Genomic DNA, 26,951 nt, shown 5'->3' with positions numbered 1-26,951 from the left:
TTTAACTATTTAGCTATTTAGTTCATTAGAAGTTAGAAATCAGTAAAGGAAGGCTTCGGTCTTCCTTTTTAGTTTTACGCCTTTAGGTTTTAAGTAAGGTACAACAAATGACAAAGCACTACTCATATTGGTTCAAGCAAGCGTTGGAACAAGAGTTTGGCAACATCAATACGGGGCTAGATTCGGCTAAGCCGCTCCAAAAAGACGTCAACTGTGATATCGCCATTGTTGGCGGTGGCTATACGGGTTTATGGACGGCGATTTTAATCAAACAACAGCAACCCGAAAAACATGTTGTCGTGATTGAAAAAGGCCTATGTGGTAGCGGTGCTTCTGGTGCGAACGGCGGTTGCATGTTGACGTGGTCAACTAAGTATCCGACGCTGAAAAAGCTCTATGGAAAAGAACAAGCGAAATGGTTGGTTAAGGAATCGGAAAAGGTTATATACGAGATCGAAGCCTTCTGTAACGAACACAAGATTGACGCGCATCTATATCGTAGCGGAACTTACTACACGGCGACCAATGAAGCTCAAAAGGGTGGAATGGAGCCTGTTGTTAATGAGCTGGTTAAGCAGGGTATCAATAGCTGGAAGAAGTGCGACAATTCTTTGGCTGATAAAGCAGGATCTGATCGCCACATTGAGGGTTACTACTCAGAAGCTGCGGGTAGTGTGCAGCCAGCGTTATTGGCTAGAGGTTTGCGCCGAGTCGCGCTCGAACTGGGTGTCGAAATTCACGAAAACACAGAAATGACATCACTCGACTATGGCTCTCCCGCTCGAATTCAAACCAAAGGCGGGTCAGTATTTGCGGATAAAGTGATCTTGGCACTCAATGCGTGGATGCTCGATAACTTTAAAGAGTTCAAACGCAGCATTGTGGTTGTCTCTTCAGATATGGTAGTGACCAAACCTATTCCTGAAAAGCTCAAGCAATTTGGCCCAGAGAAAGGGGCGGCGGTGGTAGATTCGCGTATCTTTGTCCACTACTACCGAGATACCCAGGACGGACGACTCATGTTGGGCAAAGGCGGTAATAAGTTCTCGTTTGCCAATCAAGTTGAAAGCATGTTTAACCAAACGACCAACTACCTGCCGATTCTCAATCAATCCTTCCAAAAACTGTTCCCAAAATTGGAACAAAGTGAATTCGATTACAATTGGTCTGGCGGCTCAGATCGTTCGGTCACCGGATTGCCATTTTTCGGTAATCTAAAAGGCCAAAGCAACATCTATTATGGGCTTGGTTATTCAGGCAATGGCGTTGCTCAAACCCGTATGGGCGGAAAAATTTTGTCAGCAATGGTACTCGATATCGACAATGCTTGGACACGAAGCGGTTTAACTAAAGGCCCGTTAGGACACTTCCCGCCAGAGCCATTTCGTTGGGTAGGTGCGATGATGGTGCGTGATGCGGTACGAAGAAAAGAGAACGCGGAAGATTCGGGTAATACGCCATTGTGGCTAGATAAACAGTTATCCAAACTCGCAGGTGCGGCGGGCAAAGCCGACAAGGTTGAATCATAGATTAATCCGGCGTTTAAATTAGAAGTTTACATTTAGGCTCTCAGTGATTTATGGGCAAGTCACTGAGGGCTTTTAACGTTGAACTAACTTTTAATGTTGAACAAATAGCAATCTTTAACGCTTATTATATCTGCAATATAACTGTCATTTAGCTACTATAAATTTGTCACTCAACTGCAATATTCTCAGTTTAAATTTGGTATATACCATATAGAGAGTGCTGTAGTATGAGCAACCAAACTTATTTGAATATTGAAAACGTTGTAAAGCAATTTGGCCAATTTACAGCGTTAAAAGACATCTCCCTATCGATAGATAAAGGCGAGTTCGTCTGTTTCCTTGGCCCATCTGGCTGTGGAAAAACCACCTTATTACGTGCGATTGCAGGCCTAGACTTACCAACTTCAGGTTCTATTGAGCAGAACGGTAAGGACACGACCTTCTTGCCACCAGAAAAGCGCGACTTTGGCATCGTGTTCCAGTCTTACGCTTTGTTTCCCAATCTCACTGTAGAAGAGAACATCGCAATTGGTCTGAAAAACCAAGGCATGTCGACCAAAGAAGCCCTTGAGACGGTTGAGTCTTGGTTAGAAACCATCGGCTTACCAACGTCTGGTCAGAAATTCCCAAATCAGCTATCTGGTGGACAACAGCAGCGTGTTGCTCTGGCTCGCGCATTAGCGTTGTCTCCAGGCTTGTTGCTACTCGATGAACCGCTTTCTGCGTTGGATGCGAAGGTAAGAACACACCTACGTGATGAGATCTGCCAACTGCAACGCAAATTGGGTATCACCACTATTATGGTGACGCACGACCAAGATGAGGCCCTAACGATGGCAGACCGCATTGTGGTGATGAATCACGGTGTTATCGAGCAAGTGGGTGCTCCACAAGAGATCTACCAAAAACCTGTCAGTCGTTTTGTGGCTGAGTTTGTCGGCAGTATGAATTTCATTCAAGCTTCTGTTGCAGCTCAAGGCAAGATGCGCATTGCGGAGTCAATGCTGCCGTTACCTGGCTTAGATAATCTCACGCCAAATCTGGGTGATGTTTTCGATATTGCCGTTCGTCCAGAGCAAATCCAGTTTGTTGATCGTTTTAGTGAATCCTTGCCAGTGAGAATCGTATCAAGCGAATTCTTAGGGGCGTTTTATCGTGTTGAGTGTCAATTGCAACATGACTCAACGGCGAAAGAGATCATCGTTGATGTACCCGTCAAAGAGTTCAACCGATTGAAGCTGCGTCGCAGTGATATTCGTTACGTGGCGTTTGATCAAGAAGGCCTTAGAGCTTACCCATCGAAAAGCCTGCAAGTGATGAAAGACGAGGCGGCGTAATTAATCATGGAATCGACTCAAATGATGCAATCTAAGCTGCTAATTCAACGACGAGTACAACCTTTTCTGGCTCGGTTAAGCAAAGACAACGCAATTCTATTTGGGCTGTTGGCCTTTTTGTCTGTGATCATGACGTTGTTTATCCTGATGCCACTGTGGGCGATGTTGAAAAAGAGTGTTCAGAACGCAGATGGCGAATTTGTAGGCTTAGAGAATTTCGCAACGTATTTTGCGTCTCAAAGCTTATGGCAGTCGGTAGGCAATACCTTCACGCTTGGATTGCTAGTGACCGTTGTCGTGGGTGTCTTGGCGTTTGGTTATGCCTATGCGCTAACTCGTTCATGCATGCCTTTTAAGGGGCTTTTTCAAGTACTGGGTTCTGCGCCTATTCTTGCTCCGTCACTGCTTCCTGCAATCAGTCTTATCTTCTTATTTGGTAACCAAGGTATCGCGAAAGAAGTCTTGGGTGGCAACTCTGTTTATGGCTTGATTGGTATCTCACTGGGCTTGATATTCTGGACGTTCCCACACGCCTTGATGATTCTGACCACCTCCTTAAGAACCTCTGACGCTCGTCTTTATGAGGCAGCACGTGCACTCAATACTTCATCGTTAAAAACCTTTTTCATGGTGACGTTACCTGCGGCAAAATACGGCTTGATCAGCACATTGATCGTTGTGTTTACGCTGGTGGTTTGTGACTTTGGTGTGCCGAAGGTGATTGGTGGTAGCTACAACGTGTTATCGACTGACATCTTTAAGCAGGTGGTTGGTCAACAGAACTTCTCTATGGGTGCGGTAACCAGTATCTTGCTGCTATTGCCTGCGTTGCTTGCGTTTACCGTTGACCGCTGGGTTCAAAAGAAACAAAAGAGCTTGTTTGATACTCGTTCTGTCGCGTACCAACCTGAACCTAGCACGCTACGTGATGGCTTATGTTTCCTTTATTGCACCATTATCTCTGCTGCTGTGGTTATCGTGTTGGGCATGGCGATATATGGATCTATGGTCACCTTCTGGCCTTGGAACAAAGCGCTAACGCTAAACAACTACAACTTCGCAGAAATGAGTACTTATGGTTGGGCGCCATTCTTCAACTCGTTAACGCTTGGTGCTTGGACTGCGATAATTGGTACTGTTCTGATTTTCCTAGGGGCATACTGCATTGAGAAAGGTCGCGCCTTCGGTCCTGTTCGACAAGCGATGCAAATGCTCAGCGTTGTTCCGATGGCCGTTCCGGGTATGGTGCTGGGTTTAGGGTATATCTTCTACTTCAATGATTTGAGTAATCCACTCAACTTCTTGTATGGCACGATGGCGTTCTTGGTGATCAATACCGTGGTTCACTACTACACGGTAGGGCACATGACTGCGTTAACGGCATTGAAACAGCTGCCTTCTGAAATTGAAGCAACAGCGGCTTCGGTAAACTTACCGCAATACAAGTTGTTCTTTAAGGTGACGGTACCCGTTTGTCTGCCGGCGATTTTAGATATTGCGACATACCTGTTTATTAATGCACTTACCACGACATCTGCGGTAGTATTCTTGTATTCTACCAATACGATTCCAGCGTCAGTATCAGTACTGAATATGGACGACGCAGGCCAAACCGGTGCAGCAGCAGCCATGGCGGTGATGATCATGATATCTGCAGCGAGTGCGAAGTTGATTCATATGTTAATCAACAAGTTATTTGAGAAACGCACCCAAGCTTGGCGTAAACGCTAGCGAACCATTTATGTTGCAGTTGGCCAAGGAGTGGCTGACGACAAGAACAAGAATGAAAGGAAATTAAGTGCAGTACGTAAAAATCAAAGATGTCATCGTAGAGCAGATAGAGTCGGGGATGTTAACACCACGACAGAAGCTGCCTGCGGAACGTAAGCTGGCTGAATCGTTTGATACGACTCGAGTTACCTTACGCGAAGCCTTGTCTTCACTTGAAGCGGAAGGGCGCATTTATCGAGAAGACCGACGTGGTTGGTTTATCTCTCCTGAGCCGCTTCGTTACGATCCAACACAAACGCTGAACTTCACTAATATGGCTCTGTCGCAGAACCGTAAGCCGAAAACAGAGTTGGTGGCGGCGAAAGGCATGTTAGCAACCAAGGAGGCGACTCGGCTTCTTGAGTTACAACCTTTTTCGGACGTTTATCGAGTAGACAGAGTTCGTTATCTTGAAGACAGGCCCGTTGTGTATGTAACCAACTACATTCGACCAGAGTTGTTCCCTAACTTGCTTGATTATGACTTGTCTAAATCGTTGACGGACATCTACCGCGAACACTTTGGTGTGGTGTATCAGAAGATCCGTTACCGAGTGAGCACAACGTCTTTACTTGGCGAGACAGCGCAAGCCCTGCGTGCGACTTCTGGCTCTCCTGCAATGGTCGTAGAGCGTGTGAACTACAACCAAAACGGCGATCTGATTGATTGCGATATTGAGTATTGGCGTCATGATGCGATCAGTATTGAGTCAATCGCGCAGCTAGAGCGCTAGTCATGCGTTAGAACGCGTACATATCTGTAACTCTTTGGGCTTGCCCAATTGAATCGATCAAAGGTCTCTTACCAAGAGGCCTTTTTTATCACCCGTTTTCAGCGACGGCTTTTATAAGTCAGTTAATAAGTTAGGAATGAAATGGAATTTTCTGCCATCGTCATCGTGATAATTTCGGCTCTGCTTCATGCGGGGTGGAATGTTCTAGGTAAATCTAATCAAGGATCGGGGTCGTCTTTTTTCCTTGCTTCTGGCTTTGCCGCTGCCGCGATTTTGACTCCCTATTTGATCTGGTACGTCTACAGTGTCGGCTTTGCAAACATCACGCTCCTATTCTGGCAGCTACTTCTTTTAAGTGGCATTTGCCAAATCATCTATTTAATCGGCTTAGGCATAGCCTACAAGCAGGCCGATATTGGGGTGATTTACCCAATGGCACGAGCACTGCCCGTGTTGATGGTTGGCTTGGGTACGGTGTTAATAGGGTATGAGTTATCAATCAATCAATGGCTTGGTTTTGCATTGATCACACTGGGTTGTCTGTTTGTCCCGCTTAAGCAGTTTTCTGAATTAAGGCTCAAGGCCTACCTGAACCTTGGCGTACTGTGGGCGTTAATCGCGGCCATCGGTACCACGGGTTATTCGATTATTGATAAAGAGGCGCTCCTATTATTAGAGCCTTTAAGCACGCCTAGCATTACCAATAAACACACCGCGATTTTCTACCTAGGTATCCAGTTCTGGGCAATTGTGCTTCCACTGAGCCTGTGGTTGCTTGTGTCGAATCAAAGAATAGAATTTCATAACGCTTGGTTACTACGTAAAAGAGCAACACTTGCTGGCATTATGATGGCTTCGACCTATGGCTTAGTGTTGTTTGCGATGACTATGACAGAGAACGTCAGCTTGGTTGTTGCACTTAGGCAAGTGAGTATCATTTTCGGCGTAGTGATGGGGATCTACTTTTTAAAGGAAAAGTGGCACGCGACTCGCGGTGTAGGCGTATCTCTAATTATTGCTGGCTTAGTTATCTCATTGACTTAAAAGATTTTAAATCTCTCTTACTGCTCATAATGTGACTTTTTAGTCACATTATCCTTATTGATAGCAAACGTTTTACTAATGTTAAAGATGTGATCCTTCTCATAGACAAGGTTGTAAAGTTACCGGTAACATCTCCCTCAACGTTACCGGTAACATATAATTACAAACCGGACTCTGTGAAACTCATAAGGATACCCAAATGAAAGCTCTGACTAAAACGCTGATTGCTGCTTCCCTCACTGGTCTATTTGCTACTTCAGCAATGGCTGCAGACTTTAAACTTAAGATTCAATCTTCAGATCCATCTGGCGATTTGAACTTCAAGGTTCAGCAAAAGTGGGCTGAGCGAGTAGAGACGATGTCTAACGGACGTATTGATATCGATCTATTGCCTGTTGGCGCTGTGGTTAAACACACAGAAACGCTTGGCGCGATCAAAATGGGCATCCTAGATGGCCACATCACAGCAACAGGTTATTTCTCTGGTAAAGATCCAGCCTTCGGTCTTATCGGTAACATGGTTGGTGCGTGGTCTGATACAACACAACTGCTTCAGTACATGAACTACGGTGGCGGTAACGAGCTAATGACTGAACTGTACAAGCCTTACGGTGTTCAGTTCGTTGGTGCTTCTACAACGGGTGTTGAGTCTTTCATTTCTAAAAAGCCAATTGACGGTGTAGCAGATCTTAAAGGTCTTAAGCTTCGTGCGCCTGAAGGTTTAGTACAACAAGTGTTTGCAGCTGCGGGTGCGACTCCGGTAAACCTGCCAGGTTCTGAAGTATTTACCGGCTTAAGCAAGGGGGTAATTGATGCTGCGGACTACACGGTATTCTCTACCAACCAAAAAGCGGGCATGAACGATATTGCAACGCATCCAGTTCAACCGGGTTTCCACTCATTGCCGCTTATCGACATCTCTGTATCTCAGAAAAAATGGGACAAGATGCCAGCTGATCTACAAACGATTCTACAAACATCAGTGCGTGACTTCTCTTACGACATGACAACTCAACTGAAAATGGCTGATCAAGCTGCAGTTAAAGAAGCACAAGCGAACCCAGAAATTACTATCCATGACTGGTCTCAAGAAGAGCGTAAGAAGTTCCGTGAAATCGCTAAAGGTCAGTGGAAAGTCTTCGCAGAGCGTTCTGATAACGCGCAGAAAGTTTATAACTCAGTGACTGTGTTCTTAGAAGAAAACGGCTTGCTGTAACTTAAACTTAGCTTACTGACGGGGGAGGGCATTGCTCTCCCGTATTCTCCTAGGAAATTTGGCCAATGACAGACAAAATCCCCCACGCCCCAGCTGAAAACGACGAACAGCCAAGAAACGTACTTGATCGTCTTATTATAAAGTTCAGTAATCTCGTTAGCTGGCTGTTTATCTTTACTGTATTGATTTCATTTTACGAAGTTGTGATGCGTTATGCATTTGATGCCCCGACCACATGGGTACATGAAACAGCTTCTTTCATCGGTGGTTCTTTATTCATTATTGGTGGTATCTACGCTTTTGCCGCGAATAAGCACGTACGTGTGGTTCTTATCTACGATTCAGTCTCTAACCAAACACGTAAATACCTTAATCTTGTTCACCACATTGTTGGTTTGGCTTTTGCTGGCATGCTTGCTTACGCGGCTTATTTCACTGCAGAAGAAGCGTGGTTTGCACCATGGGGCGAATTCCGCCTTGAAACATCAGGCTCAGTGTTAAACGCGCCTTATCCTGCGCTGTTGAAAGGCCTGATCTTTGTCGTTTTGTGTGTTCTTGTTGTCCAGTTTGTATTGCACCTAATCCAAGAGTTGATGGGTCTAAGGAAGAATGACGATGTTTGATTTATCTTCTATTGGTATCGCATGGGGCAGTTTGCTCATGTTGGTTATGATGATTGGCTTGCTCCTGACGGGTATGCAGCTTGCCTTCGTAACTGGCTTTGTCGCGATTTTCTTCACTCTATGTTGGTTTGGTCCTGATGCTTTACCTTTGATTGCGAGCCGTACTTACAGCTTTGCTTCTGGTTATGTGTTCCTCGCAGTACCTATGTTTGTATTGATGGCCGCTTTACTAGACCGTTCGGGCATTGCTCGTGATTTGTTTGATGCAATGAAATCTGTCGGCCGTAAGGTTCGAGGTGGCGTTGCGGTACAAACGTTATTGGTAGCTGTGTTACTGGCTTCAATGTCAGGTGTTATCGGTGGTGAGACTGTACTACTAGGTATTCTTGCACTGCCTCAAATGCTTCGTTTAGGTTACGACCGTAAGCTTGCTATTGGTACAACCTGTGCGGGTGGCGCGCTCGGCACCATGCTTCCGCCAAGTATCGTATTGATCATCTATGGTATGACAGCGAGTGTGTCGATTGGCGACCTGTTCAAGGCTTCTTTCTTACCAGCGTTTATCCTTGCGGGCTGTTACATTGGCTACGTATTGATTCGTTGTAAGCTGAACCCTTCTCTTGCTCCTCTTCCAAGTGATGATGAGACAGAAGAAGACTTAGCGAATCAACCTAGTTACTTCAAGGCTCTGTTCTTCCCTCTGCTTTCTGTAGCAACCGTTCTCGGTAGTATCTATACGGGTATTGCTTCAGTAACGGAAGCTTCGGCTTTGGGTGTAATCGGCATCATGATCAGCGCGCTTATCCGCGGTGAATTGAACTTCAATATGCTGAAAGAGAGTGCCATCGCAACTATGCGTACTTGCGGCATGATCATGTGGATCGGCATTGGTGCAAGTGCTCTGGTTGGTATCTACAACCTGATGGGTGGCATCGACTTTGTTGAAGAAACGATCCTTGCACTCAGTGGCGGCAACGCAACAGTAACACTGCTAATCATGATGGCTATCTTGCTGGTTTTAGGCATGTTCCTTGACTGGGTAGGTGTGGCACTTCTAACAATGCCAATCTTCGTTCCAATCATCACTGGCCTTGGTTTCGACCCAGTTTGGTTTGGTGTTGTGTTCTGTCTAAATATGCAGGTGTCTTTCTTGTCACCACCATTTGGTCCCGCGGCGTTCTACTTGAAATCGGTAGCACCGAAAGACATCAGCTTAGGTGAGATTTTCTCTTCACTACTGCCATTCATTGCACTTCAAGTATTGGTTCTGGCACTGGTTATTATCTTCCCTCAGCTCGCGCTTTGGTGGCAATAACAACGAAGGTTCCAGAGTGAATTTAACGCTCAGGAACCGATCAGCAGTAACACAAGTTTAACTATTAGATTCGATTGTCAGCCCCAGTTTTGGTTGGGGCTTAGGGAAGGCTTGCCTTATGAAAAGCAAAAAAATACTCGTGATGGGCGTATCTGGATGCGGAAAAAGCCTGATTGGTAGCCGTATCGCACAGGCTTTAGATCTTCAATTCTTTGATGGCGATGACTTCCATCCGCAAAGCAATGTAGAAAAAATGCGCCAAGGTATTCCGCTGACTGACGAAGATCGTCAAGGATGGCTAGAAACACTTAACAAGCAATACATTGAACAACCAAGTGCTGTGATTGCTTGCTCTGCATTGAAACCACAATACCGCGACATTCTACGAAAGAACAATGAAGGCTTAGTTATCGTGTACTTACAAGGTAGCTTCGACACTATTTGGAACCGCCATAAAGCGCGTGAGAACCATTACTTCAATGGTCAAGAAATGTTGAAAAGCCAATTCGCAACCTTGGTTGAACCGAGTGAAGGCGAGGCGTTGTTTGTTGATATCTCACAAGATGTTGAACAGGTAGTAGAAAATGCACTCAAACAAATTAAGCAGATAGGCTAAGCCATGACTCAGACAAAAAATGACATTGCGATGGTTGGTTTAGGAGTGATGGGTAAAAGCCTGGCACTCAACCTACTTGATAACGGCTTTAATGTCGCAGGCTTTGACCTCAATACAGACAACATTGAGCGTGCTAGCTCTGAAGCAAAGCAGCTCAATAAGACATTTGAAGGAAAAGGCCTCTTTACTAGTGGTGTTAATCTTGAAGACATTCTTCAGGGGTTAGCGAAACCACGAGTGATTGCATTGTCGGTTCCGGCAGGAAAACCGGTTGATATTGTGGTAAGTAACTTGCTAGAAGCCGGTTTAGAGCGCGATGATATTGTTATCGATACAGGCAATAGCTTATGGACTGATACTGAAGCCCGAGAAGTGAACTACAAAGGCAAACTACGCTTCTTTAGTACAGCTGTTTCTGGTGGTGAAGAAGGGGCTCGTGTTGGCCCTGCGTTGATGGCTAGTGGTGACCCATCAGCTTGGCAATATGTGAAGCCGATGTGGGAAGCGATTGCTGCGAAAGTCGATGCGAACGGTTTGCCTGTCGCTCAGTTTGAAGCAGGTGAAGCGTGCGCTGCGTATGTTGGCCCTTCGGGCACTGGGCACTATGTGAAAATGGTGCACAATGGTATTGAGTACGCTGACATGCAGCTTATTTGCGAAGTGTATCAGTTCATGCGTGATGTACTTGAAATGCCTGCTCAAGAGATCGGCAAAGTCTTTGACCAATGGAATAATGGCGTCCTTAATAGTTATTTGATGGAAATTAGCGCCGATATTCTTCAACAAGAAGATGTGGTGACGGGTAAGCCATTCGTTGATGTTGTGCTTGATATGGCTGGTCAAAAAGGCACTGGCTTGTGGACAGCAGTAAACAGTTTACAAGAAGGTTGCCCAACACCAACCATTGCACAGGCGGTCTATGCGCGTGCGATGAGTGGTCAAAAAGCACAGCGTGTTCAAGGTAGCAAACTGCTAAGGGGCAATATTACCGATGCGAGTCAGCTAGATAAAATTGAAGTCATCTCAGAACTTCATGATGCTCTGTATTGCGCCAAACTGTCTGTTTATGCGCAAGGTTTTGACTTACTGAAAACAGCGTCAGACAAAGAGGGGTGGAATCTCGATTTCACTCAAATAGCTAAGATCTGGCGTGCGGGTTGTATTATTCGCGCGGCCTTCTTACAAAGCATCACGTCGGCTTACCAACAAAATAGAGAACTTGCGAACTTGTTGTTTGATGAGGCTTTCATTAAACAAGTAGAAGAGCGCGAACTAGCTTGGCGTATCGCGGTAGCGAATTCAGCTTTGTATGGTGTGCCGATGCCAGGAATCAGTTCTGCATTAAGCTACTTTGACTCATTGCGTTGCGAGGTGCTGCCTGCGAATTTACTGCAAGCACAACGTGATTACTTTGGTTCTCATACCTATTCACGAGTGGATAGAGAGGAAGCCGAAAAATTCCATGTCACTTGGAGTCAGTCCCCAAGGACAGAAGTAAAAGTTAACGCTTAAATAATCAATAACGCCCTCTACTGAGGGCGTTTGTATTTATGACGCTATATCAATATTTTACTAAATTAGACTTCAAATTCCACGTCAGTTGGATACACTGTTACCAGTAACATAATTCATAACTATAACAATTAAATACTATGTCGAATAAGAAAAAACGTCCCACATTACAAGATGTTGCCAACCTAGTTGGTGTCACCAAAATGACCGTCAGTCGCTGTCTGAGAGACTCTTCTCAAGTGTCTGAAGCACTGCGAGACAAGATCAACGCAGCAGTCGACGAGCTTGGTTATATCCCTAATCGAGCACCAGACATCCTTTCCAACGCTAAAAGCAACGCTATCGGTGTGCTTGTTCCCTCGTTAACTAACCAAGTTTTCGCCGAAGTTATCCGTGGTATTGAACAAGTTACCGCGCCTGCGGGCTACCAAACCATGATTGCCCACTATGGTTATAGCGCTGAACTGGAAGAACAAAGCATCGCTTCGCTGCTCTCGTACAATGTGGATGCGATTATTCTGTCTGAGAATGTTCACACCGATAGATCTCGAAAAATGCTGCAGACCGCTTCAATCCCAGTGATTGAGATTATGGACTCGGTATCGCCAAGAATTGAACAAGCTGTTGGCTTTGATAACTTCGAAGCGGCAAGAGCCATGACCAAAACCATGCTCGACAGAGGACGCACCAATATCGCTTACTTAGCGGCTCGGATGGATGAGCGAACTCGCTTAAAAATGGCGGGCTACGAACATGCGATGCAAGAAGCTGATAAAGCGCCCGTGACTCTGCAAACGGAAGACGCGTCCTCGTTTACTCTTGGTGCGAAACTTATTGGTGAGTTACTAGAGAAGCACCCTGAAGTGAATGGCATTTTCTGTACTAACGATGATTTGGCCATTGGTGCTTTTTACGAATGTGTACGTCGTGGTATTCAAGTACCAGAGCAGATGGCAATTGCAGGTTTCCACGGGCACGACATCACAGTGGCAATGACGCCTCGTTTAGCGACTGTAGTAACACCAAGGGAACAGATTGGTAAAGTCGCTGCACAGCAAGTTGTAGCGCGTTTACAAGGCAATAAGGAATGGGTCGCGAAGCTGGATCTCGGTTACGAGATTGAAGTGGGTGAGAGCATCTAATTTTACATTTCAGCCTTGCTCTTCATTGGATTCAAACTAAAACGCCCTTAGCGATACGAATTTCGTTAAGGGCGTTTTCTCTTTATCTAGTAAGAAGCTCTAGGTAGTAAAATACTTAACCCGCTAAATCTTGAGCATCTTGCTGTTTCAACACTTTGTGACCATCTTCAGTGACGCCACGTTTCCAGTAGCTGCTGATATAGATGTTCTCTTTTTCAACTTCTTTTTCGTTGCGGAAGTATTGTCTTAGCTCGCGCATGCTTTCGAATTCACACGCAGTCCATACTGAAACCTGACCTTCTAACCACTCTGTGTTACGCACGGTTTGTGAAAGTGACTCTGAGGTTTCATCTTCAATTAGCCAGGTTACTTTGATGCCTTGAGGGGTTTCAAGTACTTGCTTATCTGCTGCTGAGTTGATCTGAATGATAGCGTGACCCGTTGCTGTTTCTGGGAGCGTTTTTACTTTTGCAGAAAGCGCAGGTAGGGAGGTCATGTCTGCAACTAAGAAGAACCAGTCTGACTCTAGGTTAAGCCCCTGAATTAAACCAGGGCCAGCCACTGAAACCGAGTCACCCACTTTTGCGTTCATTGCCCATCGAGCCGCAAAGCCACATTGCAAATCTGTAGTGATGTGGCGAACAAAATCAACTTCAATCCACTGCTCTACAGGGTTGTACTGACGAATGGTGTAAGTGCGCATGGTTGGGCGCTCACCTTCGTTTAGTTGGCTTAAATCAGTCGTGCCGAGTGGCGAGAATAAAAGCTTGATGTAGCCGCCGGCACATTCTGTTGGGTATTTACTTAATCCCTCACCGCTAAGCGTTATGCGCTGCATGTTTGGAGTAATTGTTGAGGTTTGAGTAACGGTTAATGTGATAGGGCTAGGCTTGCTCATATAAGGCTCTCTTAGATTTTGATTTCCACATCATAATCCTGAACCCAAAAACACTCAATACTAATAGTTATCATTTACTTTGATTTACATATGTGAATGATAACTGATGCGACAGATTCGATTAAGAAACAGAACCGACAAAAAAAGAGCCCTTTAGAAAACTAAAGGGCTCTTAGGATTGATTTGACTCAGCGAACAGAATTAGCTGTTTGCTTGCTCTAGTTCAATCGTTTCGTCAGCGGCTTTCGCAGCTTCTAGCATCTTACGAATAATGAACGATGCTGCCATTGCTATACCTACCATCACGACTGCAAGAACAGTCAGCATTTGGAAGTAATCACCGTAAACCGTTTGCACGATCTCTTGTGTGATCTCTTGACCTTTTTCTAGTGCAATAGACGTTGAGAATACCGCGCCAACAATGCCTGATAGTGCGATAGCAACAGAGAATAAACTTACTGAGAAGTTCTCAATGTGCTTAGGCGCAACAGATAGGATGAAGGCTACAACCATTGAGCCTACAATCACTTCACCGAATGCTAGGAAGAAGTGAATCGCTAGGAAGACTTCTGGGCGGATCAGAACATCGTCACCCACTGTCGTTACTGCCATCGTAAGGATACCGAAAGCGATAGCCGTAAGGATGAAAGAGAAACCGACTTTGGTTGCAGTTGAGAAGTTAATGTTTTTCTTTTCTAGGTTAGAGAAGATACCCGCGATGATAGGGCCAGCAACCATACACCATAGTGGGTTCATTGCCATTGAAGCTTCAGGTGCGACAGGGATGAAGCCAAATAGATCGCCACGCATTGTGTTGATCGCTACCATTGTCATCGAAGTCATCATCTGACCGTAGTAAACGAAGAAACATGTCGTCAGGAATGTGATGATTAAGATAGTGCCCATTTTTAGCATGTCTGATTTCTTCGATTTCATCATCAAAGAGACAAAGTAGATAATCGCTGCACCACCAATTGCGTATACGATGTTTTGGCCAATATCCATGTTAGAGAACATGAAGAACACCAAACCGATCATTGCTGCAGAAAGACCAAGGAAGGCTGCCCAGTTTTTAGTGCTTACTGGTTTTTGGTCGATTTCAGCACTTGCTTCAACAAGGCCTTTACGAACAAAGATCATCATCAGAAGTGCGGCGCCGGCTAGAACCGCTGAAAGAAGGAAACCACCGTGGAAACCAACAACAAGCACTAGCATTGGGAACAGGTATTGGCCTAACAGAGCACCAATATTGTTTACTGAGTAGTTGATTGGGTAGCAGTTCTCAAAATCTTCTTGAGTTTTGAACGTGCGTTTGTAAAGACTTGGGTAAGAAGGGGACATCAAACCACGTGCATAACTTGCTAACGCAATACCACATAATGCCATCGGAACATTGGTTGCTGCTGCACCAAGTACCAGTAGAACGTAACCACTTGCGAAGCCTAGGAAGGCAATGGTTAAAGATCGGTAAGCGCCTAAAAACTTGTCGGCGATAAAGCCACCTGCAATAGCAAATAGCGGTCCGATTGCAGAGAAAGCACCAACAACCATCATGGTGTCGGCTTCATTGTAGTTCAGATCTTCAAGGAAGAAACGAGTCAAGATCACCATGACGCCATAGAACGAAAGCCCGAACATCATTTGGCAGAACATCATTGATTTGTTTAATCTATTCCACATTATTTTATTCTCACATTTGTATTAATATGTAGTGTAATTACCCGATTATAATATCATTACTAGTAATACATAAACTGAAACATCTGTCCCAAACAGAACTTTACTCGATATATCTTTTCTTATGAGTGCATTCATATTTCTCATGAATGAAATTTGCAACGTTAGATTTTGCTAGTGGATGCATAGCAGTGTGAAATTTAGCCATCATCATTTGTGGCTAAGTAATGAACTAATAAAGGGAAAGTTAGAGGTGATCATTCTGTAAATAATTTTGAGTGAGTATCACTTTTAATTGGCTGTTGGGCTTTGGCCAATAAAAAAGCCAGCGTGGTGGCTGGCTTTGTTGAGATATTGAAAACTAAGTTTACAAGAATGCAGTCTCTATAGAGGCTTTCTCCACTCGTGTTCTTGTCTGTTATTCACACGGTGGTGCCATGTGGATCACGGCTAGGCCGCCTAGAGAAGTTTCACGGTACTTCTTGTTCATGTCTTTACCTGTTTGATACATGGTCTCGATAACCTTGTCTAACGAGATAAGACACTTGCTGGTACGCTTCAACGCCATGCGCGATGCGTTAATTGCTTTCATTGCACCCATAGCATTACGTTCAATACATGGTACTTGTACAAGGCCACCGATAGGGTCACATGTCATGCCCAGTGAGTGTTCCATCGCGATCTCAGCCGCAATACAGATTTGTTCGTTGCTACCACCACGTAGGGCAGTTAGGCCAGCAGCAGCCATTGATGAAGAAACGCCGACTTCACCCTGACAACCTACCTCTGCGCCAGAAATCGAAGCGTTGGTTTTGTATAAGATGCCAATAGCGCCAGACACTGCCAAGAAGTCTTTAAGCTGCTTGGTGTCTAGCTCCTTGATGAAACGATGGTAGTACATCAATACCGCAGGAATAACGCCGGCAGCACCGTTGGTCGGTGATGTGACAACCTGACCGCCCGCTGCGTTTTCTTCACTTACGGCAAAGGCAAATAGGTTAATCCAATCCATGATCTCCATTGGATCGTTTTCAATTGAGGCATTTGCTTCCAGCTTTTTAAGCAGAGCAGGTGCTCGACGAGTGACTTCTAGACCGCCATCAAGAATGCCTTCGGTGTCAAAGCCACGCTGCATACACAGAGACATCACCTTCCAAATTTGGTCGGCTTTCTGGTCAATCACATCCATACCTTGGAATGAAACTTCGTTACGCAGAATTAAGCCACCAAGGCTCAGTCCTTGTTGTTCGGATAGTTCAAGCAACTGATCAGCAGAAGAGAAAGGGAACTCAACTTGTGTTTCTGCTTCCTGTTTGCCATTTTGTAGCTCATCAGCGGTTGCGATAAAGCCACCACCAATCGAGTAGTAGGTTTCCATATCCAGAAGACTGCCGCTTTCGTCAAAGGCAGAGATAGTCATGCCATTTTCATGCAACGGAAGGTTAGTTTTGTGGAAGAGAAGGTCGCTTTCTACATCGAAATGAATTTCATGGTTACCGCTAACCAATAGAGATTTATCTTCAATCGCCTTGCGCATAGCTTGGTTAGCACTGGTGATTTTAATGGTGTCGGGGCGGTTACCTAGCAAACCTAACAAGGTCGCTCTGTCTGTGTGGTGACCAATACCCGTCAATGATAACGAGCCGTATAAGTCGATTTGAATACGCTTCACTTGCTTAAGCTGAGCATCAATTTTTTGGGTAAAGTTAAACCCAGCGATCATTGGTCCATTTGTGTGGGAGCTGGACGGCCCAACCCCAATTTTGTAGATATCAAAAATAGACAGCATAGTAACTTCCTGTGAAGACGGTTCGATGGACGAACTCTGTGTAAAATTTGTATTTAGTTAGTTTCACTTCTTTGAGTGAACCTGTTCTTTGGTTGAAACAGTTATTCGATTGAGCGTATTCATTGATTGAAAGGGCTCTTTTATCGACTAGTGCTAACAAGCATAGAGCGATGAAATACAAGAGCGTGCTATGTTTGCTGTAAAGCGACACGTCTATTCTTGTATTACCTAAGATGTGGCTATCAATAGTGAGCATTATTGCGAGCAACATATAAGAATTTCAAAATACTTTTGTTAACGAGTATTGTATACATAATTCACTCCATCTAATCCCCAAAACGAGACTTGAACATAAAATGAGCATTAATCACCTCCTTATTGTGCTGGGTAAGCGACTTAATGAGAATAAATTGACTGATGAAGGAATCAGTCGAGTTGATGCTTTGGTTGAGTATCTGGCGGAGCCTTTGGTAGAAGAGTCGAACCAGCAAACCGCGGTAGCATTTTGTGGTGGGGTAACAAAAGGGCAAACACTGTCTGAAGCCGATGCGATGCACCAATATTTTAGGAAGCTTGAAAATCAGCGAGAACATCCGTTTTCTTTAGGGGCGATTTTACTCGAGCAGCATTCGACCAATACTGTCGAGAACATACAGAACTTGGCCTCAGAGATGATTAAAAGCGGGCTGTTTACTCGCGGGCAGAGTGTGCAGGTGACATTCGTTTCTAATGACTACCACTTACAACGTATATTCGAGATTCAATCGCTCATGGACGAGCAAGGTTTGCTTAAGGTTCTCATCGAGAAATGCTCGGCGCTTGGTGTGGAGCTGCAAATAGATCGCAGGTTGGATGCTCATGTTGCGGTGCCATACCCACATCAAAGTGCTCAAGGGCAATTGTTTCTGTTGATGGACGTATTGACGACCTACCGAGTCTATCTTGAAGGTGTCTGTGCGGGCGCATTTAAGCGAGATTTGGTGTTGGTTAGACAAGAGCCAGAAAGACTGTCTTTGGAAGCACTGATAGCTGTAAAGGAACTCGTTGGACGTTCATCTGACTTTGACATTGTGGAGAGTTTACTCCCAGCATTGGAGCGCTGTATCCAGCAGACTTCAGTGGGTACCGATATAAAAAAAGTCAGGGAATACCTAGCTCTACTAGATACTAACCTGACTTTATTGAATCGTTATTTAGATCCGGAATCGGATCACACACATCGCTGGTGGCGATAGGTGATTATTTCTTTCTCGTGATGCCAATAACGGTCTTTAAGCTCGCAAAGGCAATCAGACAGTAAGCTAGAAGCTCAGTGCCTTCTTCAGCGATGTTTTTAACCGCTCGAACGTAATCATCGCCCATAACATTGTGCCAGAAGCTGCCCATGCCAAATAGGCGAGAGAACACCAACAGAAGCATTACGCCTGTTACTAGCAAGTTCATGTGTGGGGATGCAAGAATAAGCGCAAGCTGATCAATGGTTCGTTTACCATTTTTAATCGCATAGAAAATTGCGCAACCAGCAACTAATAGGGCTGGGACAACCCAAGCGCCATGTACAATCTTGTCGAACCAAAAGTCCATTTCACGAATAAACATCACACCGAAAAATGCACTGATGAGCATAGCTGCATGCTTAACTTCACGCTTCTCTCTTGCTAGATAAGCAAAAGACCCAGACGCGATAATAAGCAGTAATTGTTGCAGCATCTCAGTCACCGAGACCTCACCAACATTGCCATTCAACAATACAAAATCAATTCGAAGCGCAAGATTTGCGACAATACCAATCGCTAAAACAACGAGAGCGGTTTGGCAGCGTTTGTAGATCACTTGAGATGTCGACTGAGAAAGGGTGAACTCAGGCAGTTCAAATGACATTTGAGTTTGTTCTTTCGTTTTTGATTGGCTTTTCATAATAATTCTATGTGTAAAATTTTGTAACAGGCGGGCATTCTATCGGCCTAGGTTAGGCTAATGTCAGAGCTATGTCAGAAATAAAACAGTGTTCAATTGGTGTGTGTGTACGGTAAACCGCTGCCTTATGGCAGGCAGTTTACGTAACATAATTGAATTTTTAGGGGGAGGGTTTTACAGCGTTGAGATTGGAAACTTGTAATAGAAGTGATTACTTTTCAGTTTCTTGCTCATGGTTATTGCGGTAGTACTCCCACTGTTCAATGCGCTCGCCGTCATCGAATACACAGTAAGTTGTACGCTGATTGTTTTCAGTAACTGTGTCTAATTCACCGTCCTGTTGAACACAATAAACCGCTGCTGGGTTAGCGACTGAAACACGTTGGCCTTCGCTATATTCTGCATAGTCGTTTGCACAACCGCCTAATACAACGGCACATACAGCCATCAAACCAATTTTCTTCATGTCTATCTCCTACGTGATAACTCTATAATCGAATGCGTTAAGTTCTACAGAACCAAATGAGAAGCTCTATGAAATGAGTATATTTTAGATTTCAGAAAAGGTTGTCCTAATTTGGTCAAGATATTGAAATAGGTTGATATTTCTTCATGTTTAACGACTTTTTGAGTGTTAGATCAAGCTAAGTGGATTCAAGTAACCGTTGGAATATCCCCGTCCGATCAGTCCTGGTTGGCGGTTGTGAACCTCGAATCTATTGATGATTATGATATGATGCCGCCAAATTCAGTAGAGCAGTCAGAATCATGAGACACCTAAAAACAACCATCCACCCTGATATCGACCATCTAGACAATAAAACGGTCTATAAGCGCAACGCTGCCCGTGCCATTGTGTTAGATGGTGAAGACATTCTGATGCTGTATACAGAGCGTTATCACGACTACACCATTCCTGGTGGTGGTTTGGATGAAGGGGAAGATGTGATCGCAGGTATGGTTCGTGAACTCGAAGAAGAGACTGGCGCGAAGAATATCCATAGCATCAAACCGTTCGGCATTTTTGAAGAGTTTCGTCCTTGGTACAAAGACGATGCAGACATGATGCACATGATTTCTTACTGCTACTCATGCAAGATTGATCGTGAGCTTGGTGAAACGGCTTACGAAGATTATGAAGTGAAAAACGGGATGAAACCGGTGTGGATGAATATCCATGAAGCGATCGCTCATAACGAAAAGACGATGGCAGAGAGCCCTAAGAAGGGCATGAGTATTGAACGTGAAACCTTTTTGCTGCATTTGATTGCCAAAGAGATGCTTTAGCCGTTATCAACAGCCCCAGGCCTGCTAAGCTATTTATTTGCCGCCACTTTTGGCGGCAAAGTTGTTTCTAGCAATGCTAAAATTTAATACCCGAAACTAATTATTGAATATGGTTGACATTGTCAACTAAGTGTTTTTGATGTATCTTTACCTCAGCGATGAACCTATCTAGCTTAACTGCCCGGTTATATCGTTAAATCTCGCTGTGAGCCTGCCCTAAACAAAGAATACTATGAATAAAAGACAGTTTATTGCCCATTATCTGCGCATGAATCGCACCTCGTACTTATTGGCGATTGTGTTCATCTTTCTCGTCAACTGGTTACAAGTAGAGATCCCTCGTTATATCCAATTGGCGATAGATTTGATTGATGATGCCTCTTCAACTGGCCACCAACAGCTTCAAACCTATGTTTGGACTGTGGTGGGTATGTCAGTTGCCATGGTGGTGGTGAGAATTTTGTCTCGTATTTATGCGCTTAATCCGGGGCGAATTACAGAGGCTGCGCTAAAAAGTACTCTTTTACAAAAGCTGAATCGCTTACCGAGCAGCTTTCACGAACGCTTTGCTTCGGGCCGACTGATCTCGATTATCAACAATGACCTGAGTGGCATTCGACTGCTGTTTGGTGTCGGCTTCTTGCAGTTCTTTAATGCGTTGCTTGCGTTGTCGTTGACGCCTCTTTACATGTGGCGTATATCACCAGAACTCACACTGTATTCGATCATTCCTATCTCAATCGCTTTTGTGATTTTCCGTGTGGGCTTCAAGCGTATGAAAACGCTGCATTTAGAACACATGAAGCGCCTACAAAACCTGTCTGCTCAACTAATGAGTTACCTGTCTGGGATTGACTTGATTAAGAGCCAACAGATGTCACCTTGGGTGAAAGCCGAAACTGAAAAACTTAACCAGTTATTGCTTGAATGCCGCCTTAAAATTACACGTATTCAAGTCTTCTTCATGCCGGTACTCGACTACGCCAATGACCTGATGAAAATCATCATTCTTGGGCTTGGTGGCTACATGTTAATGAGACAGGAACTCACACTTGGTGAGATTACTGCTTTCCTAACTTACTCGGTTTTGCTCGCTATGCCATTGATGCAGCTTGGCAGAATCGCGACCATTTATCAGCGAGGCATGGTCGGTATTCAAAGTGCACAAACCATTCTTAATGCCAAAGTCCCAGAGCTTGATGAAGATAAGCTGACTGAATTAGATGTTGAATCGCTGAAGGGAAAAACGTTTTCCGTTCGCAACCTCAGTTTCAGCTATTCAGGTGAAGAACGCGTGATTCTCGATGACATCAGCTTTGATATCCCAGCAGGTAAGAAAGTGGGTGTGTTAGGCGGGATCGGAGCGGGTAAAACGACATTAGTGAACTGCTTGAACCATCACTTGGATGTACCAGAAGGTTCTGTTTTCCTTGGTGAAAGAGATGTCACTAGCTTCTCACGCAGTGACTTGCGCCGTTACGTGAAAACCGTGACTCAAGACCCTTACCTGTTTTCAGCAACCGTCGAAGATAATATTCGCTTTGGTAGCCTAGATACGGATTTGGCAAAGAGTCAGGTTGATGAAGTGCTAGAGCTCAGTCAGTTGGCCAGTGATGTGACGCGTTTTGAACACGGTGATCAAACCTTAGTCGGTGAGAAAGGGATCATGCTGTCAGGCGGCCAGAAGCAGCGCTTAAGTATTGCGCGTGCTTTATTGCAACCCACCGACCTGATCATCATGGATAACGTTCTATCGGCTGTCGACTATGAAACAGAACGTAAGATCTTGGAAGGCTTGTTTAAGCGTTTAAAAAATCAATCGGTTCTTGTGGTTTCACACCGCGTTAATGCCCTTGAATATATGGATGAAGTCATCGTGTTGAATGAAGGTAAAGTGATCGCGAAGGGCGATCACGCCACGTTATTGAAAACGTGTGATTACTATTACGATACATGGCAACTACAACAGAATGAAACGGAGGCAGCAGCATGTTAAAAGGTGTTGATCTCAAGTACCTCAAGCACTTTTTTAAGTTTGCTAAGAAATACAAAGGCTCTGCGATTTTGGGCATCGCTATGCTTCCTCTCTCTGTCATTACGAGCTTGTTGTTCCCTTGGCTGATCATTCAAGTGATCGATGTTCACCTGAGTCACGGGGATATGGATGGTCTGCTCGAATACGTCTTCTATCTCGTTGCCGTGCTGGTGGCGAGTTATGTGGTGGATACCACCTATTCGTACAACCTGCGTAAAACTGGTCAATACACGATAACTGACATGCGCTCAGTATTGTTTGCTCGCGTGCTCAAACTGCCGCGCAGCTATTTTGATAACACACCGATTGGCGTAACGCTCTCACGATTAACCAGTGACTTGGAAACCATCGGCGAGACGTTTGTTCAGTCGGTTGTTGGGCTAGTTAAAGACAGCATCAATACCATTGCTCTGTTGGTGATGATGTTCTTCATTGATTGGCAGTTAACGATGATTGTATTGATCATTATGCCACCAGTGATGTATTTGACGGTGTATGTGAGAAACCGACTTCGTGCTCTCTATAAGGTGACTCGTTCTTCGCTTGCTCGCGGTATTGGCTTTTTACAAGAAGTCTTATTTGGCATGAAAACCGTTCAGATGTACCGAGCGGAAGAGCAAGTCGAGCAACGCTACCAAGGCTATACCGATGAGTTTTTAAGAGCGCAGAAGAAGATCAATAAATACGATGCGATTTTGTTCTCGTTTATCTCCGGCATCACCTCTATCACCATCGCGATTATGATCTGGTATGGCTCTGAGCAAGTGTTAGAAGGGGCGCTCACCTTGGGTGTGCTGATTGCGTTCATCAACACCTTAGAGAAAGTGTTTGTTCCGATTCGTGACTTTACTTCGCAGATCGCTTCGATTCAGAGTTCATTTGCAGCGTTTGACCATATTGAAGAGCTGTTTGTTGAGCCGACTGAAGAAGAAGGGCGCAACCTGTTGTCATCTAACAAGGTTGAGAAGCAGCTTGAACAGTTTGTGAGCCTAGAGTTTAAGAACGTGAGTTTCCGTTACAAAGATGACTCTCCCTACGTCCTAAAGAATGTCTCGTTTGTATTGGAGAAAGGGCATCAAATCGCGCTTGTGGGTTCGACGGGGTCGGGTAAGTCGACGATTCTGCGTCTGATCTCTAAAACTTACCAAGACTATGAAGGCAGCATTTTGTTGAATGGAATAGAGCTTTCGCAGATCTCAAGTGAAGACTCGGCTCATTTGTTCTCAATGATGATGCAAGACGTGCATTTATTTGAAGAGACCATCCAATTCAATATCGCGCTGGGCAAAACGCATCTATCTAGAACTGAGGTTGAACAGGCTGCGCGCTATGTTTATGCCGATAAGTTTATTGAACAATTGCCACAAGGTTATGACTTCCACTTGGAAAAGACCGGATCCAACTTGTCTGTAGGGCAAACGCAGCTTATCTCGTTCGCTAGAGCGGTTGCACAGGGGGGGCAATTGATGATGCTTGATGAGGCGACCAGTTCGGTAGATTCAATCACTGAAGACCTGATTCAAAAAGCAATGCAGCGCCTTTTCAAGGAAAAAACCGTGATTGCGATTGCACACCGTTTGAGTACCGTTCGTCACTCAGATACGATTTTGGTGTTGGAAAAGGGTGAAATTGTTGAGCAAGGTAATCATCAACAGCTGGTGGCACACAATGGTATTTATGCTGGCTTGTTACAAGAATCGATTGTAGAAACGGGCGATTCTCAAGTAACGGTTGCCTGATCACCTCAAATCAGGTTTACCGTTATCGATACTATGAATTGGTGTTGCTTATGTTTCACCAATTTCTATTCTTTTCTAGTATTCCCAGTAGCTTAGGGAAAATAAAACATATTTTACGATTATTAATATGTTATGATCTCCCTACTACTAAAGGGGTGTCTACGGGCATCGGGATGTATGCAAGCAAAAAGAACCGGCTTGTGTCAGTCACTTTCTGGCGAATATGGAATCGAAAATGTTGTTGGAAGAAGTTGTAGAAATTATCGAATTAACCGACTCAGACCATTTATCTCAAGCAATGGAACTGTTTAACGAGCATGGTTTTGTTGATGCTGAGTCTTTACCTTTTATGAATGTTGTTTTTGAAACAGCACCAGATCAACTTGCGAAGAAGCTGTCGCAGATTGGTTTTAAAGGTTTAGTGCAAGTCGAAAAGAATGAAGATGCATCGGGCTTCACCATTATTGATGCTGACCGAGTTCTGCTAAAAGATTCTGCTTAGTTGAAAGGCTCTGCTTAGCTGCAAGATTCTTCTTAATGACAAGAATAAGATTCAGCTTAGTGAAAAGACTCTATCCAGTTCAGTAACACCCGTTATGATTATTTGAGGTTAACACAGTGACAACAGCAACCGTTTCATCAACAGAACAACACATTTCCAACGAACATGCGCTTTTAGGTGCATCGTTATTAGCGTCTCAAAAAGTTGAGTTGGCTCTGTTCAGTGTGATCTCTAAATTAGCTAAAGCCCTATCAAAAGAGCAGCAACAGTCATTAGGTTTGGATTTGGATACCTTTCTAAGAGAGAAACCAAGTGAGCAAGTTGCTACGTTGAGCTTGTACGAACAAACCTTTGGTGAACAGCTTCCTTTAAAAACAAACGAACTTAACGACTTTATCTACCACAGAAATCTCGTGACTCGTGGCTTTTGGCGTGTGACTGGCGCTGATGTTAAAGGCGGTGAGAAGCTTGCTAACCCAGAACTTTATTTAAAAGAGTTCTTAGCCAAATGCGAATATTGGCAAGTGATGATAGATACTCACAACAAGTAATCAAATTGAAAGAAGAAAGCCATAGCGAACATGCTATGGCTTTTTTGTTTGTGCAAATTGTCTTGAATTCTTTGAATCTAGAGCATCATCTTCAATACATAGTTCCTAGAGACAAAGTGGTGTTTAAGTGCAGCACAAACATGAAGAACAACTAAACAGGCTAGGGCAATACAACTGGCACGATGTAAATAGAAAAAGAAGCCGTTGATTGCAGAGTCGGTAATTAGATTATTTACACTCACTAACCAAAATAAAGAGTACGGTTCTTTTAGCATTAAGTAGCCGGTGCTGAAAACCATAAACATCACAAGATACATCAAAGAGTGTGCAAGCTTGGCAACGCATTTTTGCCCTTCAGGCACAGAGGTTGGCATGCTTGGCGATGAGCGAAAGTGGCTCCAGATATAACGAACCACAAGCAATGGTGTCGCAACGGTCGCCAATGACATGTTGAGCACTGACAGAAAAGAAAACAGCTCTGGATGACTGGTGACATAGTGCATCACATACCCTGCGATTGTTGCATAGATGATTACAGAAGCCATTACCCAGTGCAGTACACGGCTTACTAAATCGTATCGTGGATTATTCAAATTAACCTCGTTCTGATCGTTATTAATATAAGATTCATCTCGATGCAATAAATCAATTATAGGTATATTCGCATCGCGAATTAATTATATAGAACAGTATTACGCGGTATTTTTATAATTTAGAAATTAATGATGTTGCTTCAGGTGTTTTATAATTATCAATGATGTTTTAGAGTGTTAATTCCAATATGGACATAGCAAACTTGTCGACTTCCTAGCTTGTATGCCTATTACGAGATACAGTTAGTCTAAAGATAAATATATAAGGAATGTATAATGCTTCGAATCTTATTGATTGCAGTTATCTCGGTGTTCAGCTCGATGAGTTTTGCAAGCGAAGAGGTTAAGTACTCGGAACAAGAGTATTTGGATAGACCGCTGATGGAACGCTATATCTTGGATGAGTTGAAGCAGCTTCGAATGGAACAGCAGGATCTTGAAAGACGCTTGACCATTCAGATGACTGACCGGGAACTGACTGTGGCAGACAAGTCTCTGAATTACGCCAATGTAACCGTAACCTACTTCTTCTACATTATTGCCGGTGTTGCCTCCCTAATTGCACTGGTGGGTTGGCAATCGCTAAAAGAGTTGAAACACACCACTAAAGAGATGGCAGATCGACGACTCAATGACATTGCCCAAGACTATGAGAAGAAGTTTAACCTTCTTGAAAGGGATCTTAAGCGCAAGACTCGAATCATCTCAGAGAACAACCGAGAAATCGAAATCATCAATGAGATTCACAACTTGTGGTTGAGGGCTCAGAATGTTCAAACTGCCGAGCAAAAAATTGAAATCTACGATGAGATCTTAAAAGTCCGCCCGGGTGATTTGGAAGCACTAACTTACAAAGCTGATGCCGCAATGGACATGCAGGAATACCACTGGGCGATGAGCTTATGTAATCGCGTGTTGGAAGTGGACGATCAAAACGCTCACGCCTTGTATCAACGTGCTTGTGCTTACGCAAGGTTAGGTGCTGAAGGTCAAGCGATCGATGACTTAGAGCGCTCTATCGAAGCCAGTGGTTCAATGCGAGAGCTATTAGCTGATGAACCTGACTTTGAGATGCTGCGCGGCTTAGAACGCTTCGAAGCACTTCGTGAAGAGTAATATTAGGTAA

The 26,951-nt window shown here is 44.3% G+C and carries 24 protein-coding genes; 18 read left to right on the top strand and 6 right to left on the bottom strand.

Translation table 11 applies throughout. From position 1 onward, the window contains the following. Nucleotides 1–107 precede the first annotated feature (107 nt). From MSG38_RS03270 to gntR, 11 genes are all read left to right on the top strand, one after another. The gene (locus MSG38_RS03270) at nt 108–1,529 is read left to right on the top strand and encodes an FAD-dependent oxidoreductase (protein ID WP_248400983.1); all 1,422 of its coding nucleotides are present in this window, start codon (nt 108–110) and stop codon (nt 1,527–1,529) included. Between the two features lie 227 nt (nt 1,530–1,756). After that, on the top strand, nt 1,757–2,866 hold the full coding sequence (locus tag MSG38_RS03265; protein WP_048616948.1) for a putative 2-aminoethylphosphonate ABC transporter ATP-binding protein: 1,110 nt from the start codon (nt 1,757–1,759) through the stop codon (nt 2,864–2,866). Between the two features lie 6 nt (nt 2,867–2,872). Next, entirely contained in the window at nt 2,873–4,597 is a 1,725-nt protein-coding gene (locus tag MSG38_RS03260; protein WP_248400982.1) for a putative 2-aminoethylphosphonate ABC transporter permease subunit, read from the top strand. A gap of 67 nt (nt 4,598–4,664) precedes the next feature. Then, a complete protein-coding gene (phnR, locus tag MSG38_RS03255; RefSeq protein ID WP_048609092.1) occupies nt 4,665–5,369 on the top strand; it encodes a phosphonate utilization transcriptional regulator PhnR in 705 nt (234 codons plus the stop codon). 141 nt (nt 5,370–5,510) lie between these two features. Beyond that, nucleotides 5,511–6,413, top strand: a complete 903-nt coding sequence (locus MSG38_RS03250) for a multidrug transporter (RefSeq protein ID WP_050644022.1) — start codon at nt 5,511–5,513, stop codon at nt 6,411–6,413. Nucleotides 6,414–6,612: 199 nt separating this feature from the next. Then, entirely contained in the window at nt 6,613–7,629 is a 1,017-nt protein-coding gene (locus MSG38_RS03245) for a TRAP transporter substrate-binding protein (protein ID WP_048608825.1), read from the top strand. Nucleotides 7,630–7,694: 65 nt separating this feature from the next. Then, nucleotides 7,695–8,252: a TRAP transporter small permease subunit gene (locus tag MSG38_RS03240; protein WP_048612933.1), complete on the top strand. Its 558-nt coding sequence runs from the start codon at nt 7,695–7,697 to the stop codon at nt 8,250–8,252. Beyond that, nucleotides 8,245–9,567 carry a TRAP transporter large permease subunit gene (locus MSG38_RS03235; protein ID WP_248400981.1) on the top strand — a complete coding sequence of 441 codons (1,323 nt, stop codon included), beginning with the start codon at nt 8,245–8,247 and terminating at the stop codon, nt 9,565–9,567. Before MSG38_RS03240 ends, MSG38_RS03235 begins: the two co-directional genes overlap by 8 nt. Before the next feature lie 118 nt (nt 9,568–9,685). Continuing rightward, nucleotides 9,686–10,183, top strand: a complete 498-nt coding sequence (locus MSG38_RS03230) for a gluconokinase (protein ID WP_050645656.1) — start codon at nt 9,686–9,688, stop codon at nt 10,181–10,183. 3 nt (nt 10,184–10,186) lie between these two features. Continuing rightward, complete coding sequence (gndA, locus tag MSG38_RS03225) at nt 10,187–11,695, top strand: NADP-dependent phosphogluconate dehydrogenase (RefSeq protein WP_248400980.1); 1,509 nt, start codon at nt 10,187–10,189, stop codon at nt 11,693–11,695. A 140-nt stretch (nt 11,696–11,835) separates the two neighbouring features. After that, nucleotides 11,836–12,837 carry a gluconate operon transcriptional repressor GntR gene (gene gntR, locus MSG38_RS03220; RefSeq protein WP_081322193.1) on the top strand — a complete coding sequence of 334 codons (1,002 nt, stop codon included), beginning with the start codon at nt 11,836–11,838 and terminating at the stop codon, nt 12,835–12,837. Between the two features lie 115 nt (nt 12,838–12,952). Here gntR and MSG38_RS03215 read toward each other — a convergent pair whose 3' ends face one another. The 3 genes from MSG38_RS03215 to MSG38_RS03205 form a co-directional block, all read right to left on the bottom strand. Then, entirely contained in the window at nt 12,953–13,735 is a 783-nt protein-coding gene (locus tag MSG38_RS03215) for a siderophore-interacting protein (RefSeq protein WP_248400979.1), read from the bottom strand. A gap of 201 nt (nt 13,736–13,936) precedes the next feature. Further along, the gene (locus tag MSG38_RS03210) at nt 13,937–15,415 is read right to left on the bottom strand and encodes a peptide MFS transporter (protein WP_048616933.1); all 1,479 of its coding nucleotides are present in this window, start codon (nt 15,413–15,415) and stop codon (nt 13,937–13,939) included. 415 nt (nt 15,416–15,830) lie between these two features. Continuing rightward, nucleotides 15,831–17,201, bottom strand: a complete 1,371-nt coding sequence (locus tag MSG38_RS03205; protein WP_048612939.1) for an L-serine ammonia-lyase — start codon at nt 17,199–17,201, stop codon at nt 15,831–15,833. Between the two features lie 356 nt (nt 17,202–17,557). Between MSG38_RS03205 and MSG38_RS03200 the strand changes: the two genes are divergently transcribed. Then, a complete protein-coding gene (locus MSG38_RS03200) occupies nt 17,558–18,436 on the top strand; it encodes a YdcF family protein (protein ID WP_248400978.1) in 879 nt (292 codons plus the stop codon). Nucleotides 18,437–18,440: 4 nt separating this feature from the next. Here the strand turns inward: MSG38_RS03200 and MSG38_RS03195 are convergent, their stop codons facing one another. Together MSG38_RS03195 and MSG38_RS03190 are read right to left on the bottom strand one after the other, a co-directional pair. Then, nucleotides 18,441–19,118 (bottom strand): hypothetical protein, encoded by a 678-nt coding sequence (locus MSG38_RS03195; RefSeq protein WP_248400977.1) that lies wholly within the window; start codon nt 19,116–19,118, stop codon nt 18,441–18,443. Nucleotides 19,119–19,329: 211 nt separating this feature from the next. Then, complete coding sequence (locus MSG38_RS03190; RefSeq protein ID WP_017079683.1) at nt 19,330–19,584, bottom strand: DUF333 domain-containing protein; 255 nt, start codon at nt 19,582–19,584, stop codon at nt 19,330–19,332. Nucleotides 19,585–19,886: 302 nt separating this feature from the next. Here MSG38_RS03190 and MSG38_RS03185 point away from each other — a divergent pair, with 302 nt between their 5' ends. The 5 genes from MSG38_RS03185 to MSG38_RS03165 all read left to right on the top strand — a co-directional run bounded on the left by MSG38_RS03185 (nt 19,887) and on the right by MSG38_RS03165 (nt 25,232). Further along, entirely contained in the window at nt 19,887–20,405 is a 519-nt protein-coding gene (locus tag MSG38_RS03185) for an NUDIX hydrolase (protein WP_017059522.1), read from the top strand. 232 nt (nt 20,406–20,637) lie between these two features. Next, a complete protein-coding gene (locus tag MSG38_RS03180; RefSeq protein WP_248400976.1) occupies nt 20,638–22,401 on the top strand; it encodes an ABC transporter ATP-binding protein in 1,764 nt (587 codons plus the stop codon). Further along, nucleotides 22,395–24,179, top strand: a complete 1,785-nt coding sequence (locus tag MSG38_RS03175; protein WP_248400975.1) for an ABC transporter ATP-binding protein — start codon at nt 22,395–22,397, stop codon at nt 24,177–24,179. The genes MSG38_RS03180 and MSG38_RS03175 overlap by 7 nt, the downstream gene beginning before the upstream one ends. A 235-nt stretch (nt 24,180–24,414) precedes the next feature. After that, complete coding sequence (locus MSG38_RS03170) at nt 24,415–24,681, top strand: hypothetical protein (protein WP_017059525.1); 267 nt, start codon at nt 24,415–24,417, stop codon at nt 24,679–24,681. Nucleotides 24,682–24,797: 116 nt separating this feature from the next. Beyond that, on the top strand, nt 24,798–25,232 hold the full coding sequence (locus tag MSG38_RS03165) for a hypothetical protein (RefSeq protein ID WP_050650758.1): 435 nt from the start codon (nt 24,798–24,800) through the stop codon (nt 25,230–25,232). Nucleotides 25,233–25,309: 77 nt separating this feature from the next. On the opposite strand, the gene MSG38_RS03160 is transcribed toward MSG38_RS03165, so the two are convergent. Beyond that, complete coding sequence (locus MSG38_RS03160) at nt 25,310–25,825, bottom strand: cytochrome b/b6 domain-containing protein (protein ID WP_082242629.1); 516 nt, start codon at nt 25,823–25,825, stop codon at nt 25,310–25,312. 276 nt (nt 25,826–26,101) lie between these two features. Between MSG38_RS03160 and MSG38_RS03155 the strand changes: the two genes are divergently transcribed. After that, entirely contained in the window at nt 26,102–26,941 is an 840-nt protein-coding gene (locus MSG38_RS03155; protein WP_050633120.1) for an alkyl sulfatase dimerization domain-containing protein, read from the top strand. Nucleotides 26,942–26,951: the final 10 nt, after the last annotated feature.

Source organism: Vibrio sp. 1CM24A, assembly GCF_023161725.1.
GTDB classification, from domain to species: domain Bacteria; phylum Pseudomonadota; class Gammaproteobacteria; order Enterobacterales; family Vibrionaceae; genus Vibrio; species Vibrio coralliirubri.
Note: the sequence above shows the minus strand (reverse complement) of the source record. Positions and strands in the feature narration are given on the sequence as shown.

Excerpts from the sequence above, each read along its gene's own strand:
- MSG38_RS03240 (WP_048612933.1), top strand. The coding sequence starts at position 7,695 with ATGACAGACAAAATCCCCCACGCCCCAGCTGAAAACGACGAACAGCCA.
- MSG38_RS03205 (WP_048612939.1), bottom strand. The coding sequence starts at position 17,201 with ATGCTGTCTATTTTTGATATCTACAAAATTGGGGTTGGGCCGTCCAGC.
- MSG38_RS03155 (WP_050633120.1), top strand. The coding sequence starts at position 26,102 with ATGCTTCGAATCTTATTGATTGCAGTTATCTCGGTGTTCAGCTCGATG.
- MSG38_RS03210 (WP_048616933.1), bottom strand. The coding sequence starts at position 15,415 with ATGTGGAATAGATTAAACAAATCAATGATGTTCTGCCAAATGATGTTC.
- gntR (WP_081322193.1), top strand. The coding sequence starts at position 11,836 with ATGTCGAATAAGAAAAAACGTCCCACATTACAAGATGTTGCCAACCTA.
- MSG38_RS03250 (WP_050644022.1), top strand. The coding sequence starts at position 5,511 with ATGGAATTTTCTGCCATCGTCATCGTGATAATTTCGGCTCTGCTTCAT.
- MSG38_RS03215 (WP_248400979.1), bottom strand. The coding sequence starts at position 13,735 with ATGAGCAAGCCTAGCCCTATCACATTAACCGTTACTCAAACCTCAACA.
- MSG38_RS03195 (WP_248400977.1), bottom strand. The coding sequence starts at position 19,118 with ATGAAAAGCCAATCAAAAACGAAAGAACAAACTCAAATGTCATTTGAA.
- MSG38_RS03260 (WP_248400982.1), top strand. The coding sequence starts at position 2,873 with ATGGAATCGACTCAAATGATGCAATCTAAGCTGCTAATTCAACGACGA.
- MSG38_RS03200 (WP_248400978.1), top strand. The coding sequence starts at position 17,558 with ATGAGCATTAATCACCTCCTTATTGTGCTGGGTAAGCGACTTAATGAG.
- MSG38_RS03230 (WP_050645656.1), top strand. The coding sequence starts at position 9,686 with ATGAAAAGCAAAAAAATACTCGTGATGGGCGTATCTGGATGCGGAAAA.
- MSG38_RS03235 (WP_248400981.1), top strand. The coding sequence starts at position 8,245 with ATGTTTGATTTATCTTCTATTGGTATCGCATGGGGCAGTTTGCTCATG.
- MSG38_RS03180 (WP_248400976.1), top strand. The coding sequence starts at position 20,638 with ATGAATAAAAGACAGTTTATTGCCCATTATCTGCGCATGAATCGCACC.
- MSG38_RS03265 (WP_048616948.1), top strand. The coding sequence starts at position 1,757 with ATGAGCAACCAAACTTATTTGAATATTGAAAACGTTGTAAAGCAATTT.
- MSG38_RS03170 (WP_017059525.1), top strand. The coding sequence starts at position 24,415 with ATGTTGTTGGAAGAAGTTGTAGAAATTATCGAATTAACCGACTCAGAC.
- MSG38_RS03190 (WP_017079683.1), bottom strand. The coding sequence starts at position 19,584 with ATGAAGAAAATTGGTTTGATGGCTGTATGTGCCGTTGTATTAGGCGGT.
- MSG38_RS03175 (WP_248400975.1), top strand. The coding sequence starts at position 22,395 with ATGTTAAAAGGTGTTGATCTCAAGTACCTCAAGCACTTTTTTAAGTTT.
- gndA (WP_248400980.1), top strand. The coding sequence starts at position 10,187 with ATGACTCAGACAAAAAATGACATTGCGATGGTTGGTTTAGGAGTGATG.
- MSG38_RS03270 (WP_248400983.1), top strand. The coding sequence starts at position 108 with ATGACAAAGCACTACTCATATTGGTTCAAGCAAGCGTTGGAACAAGAG.
- MSG38_RS03185 (WP_017059522.1), top strand. The coding sequence starts at position 19,887 with ATGAGACACCTAAAAACAACCATCCACCCTGATATCGACCATCTAGAC.
- MSG38_RS03245 (WP_048608825.1), top strand. The coding sequence starts at position 6,613 with ATGAAAGCTCTGACTAAAACGCTGATTGCTGCTTCCCTCACTGGTCTA.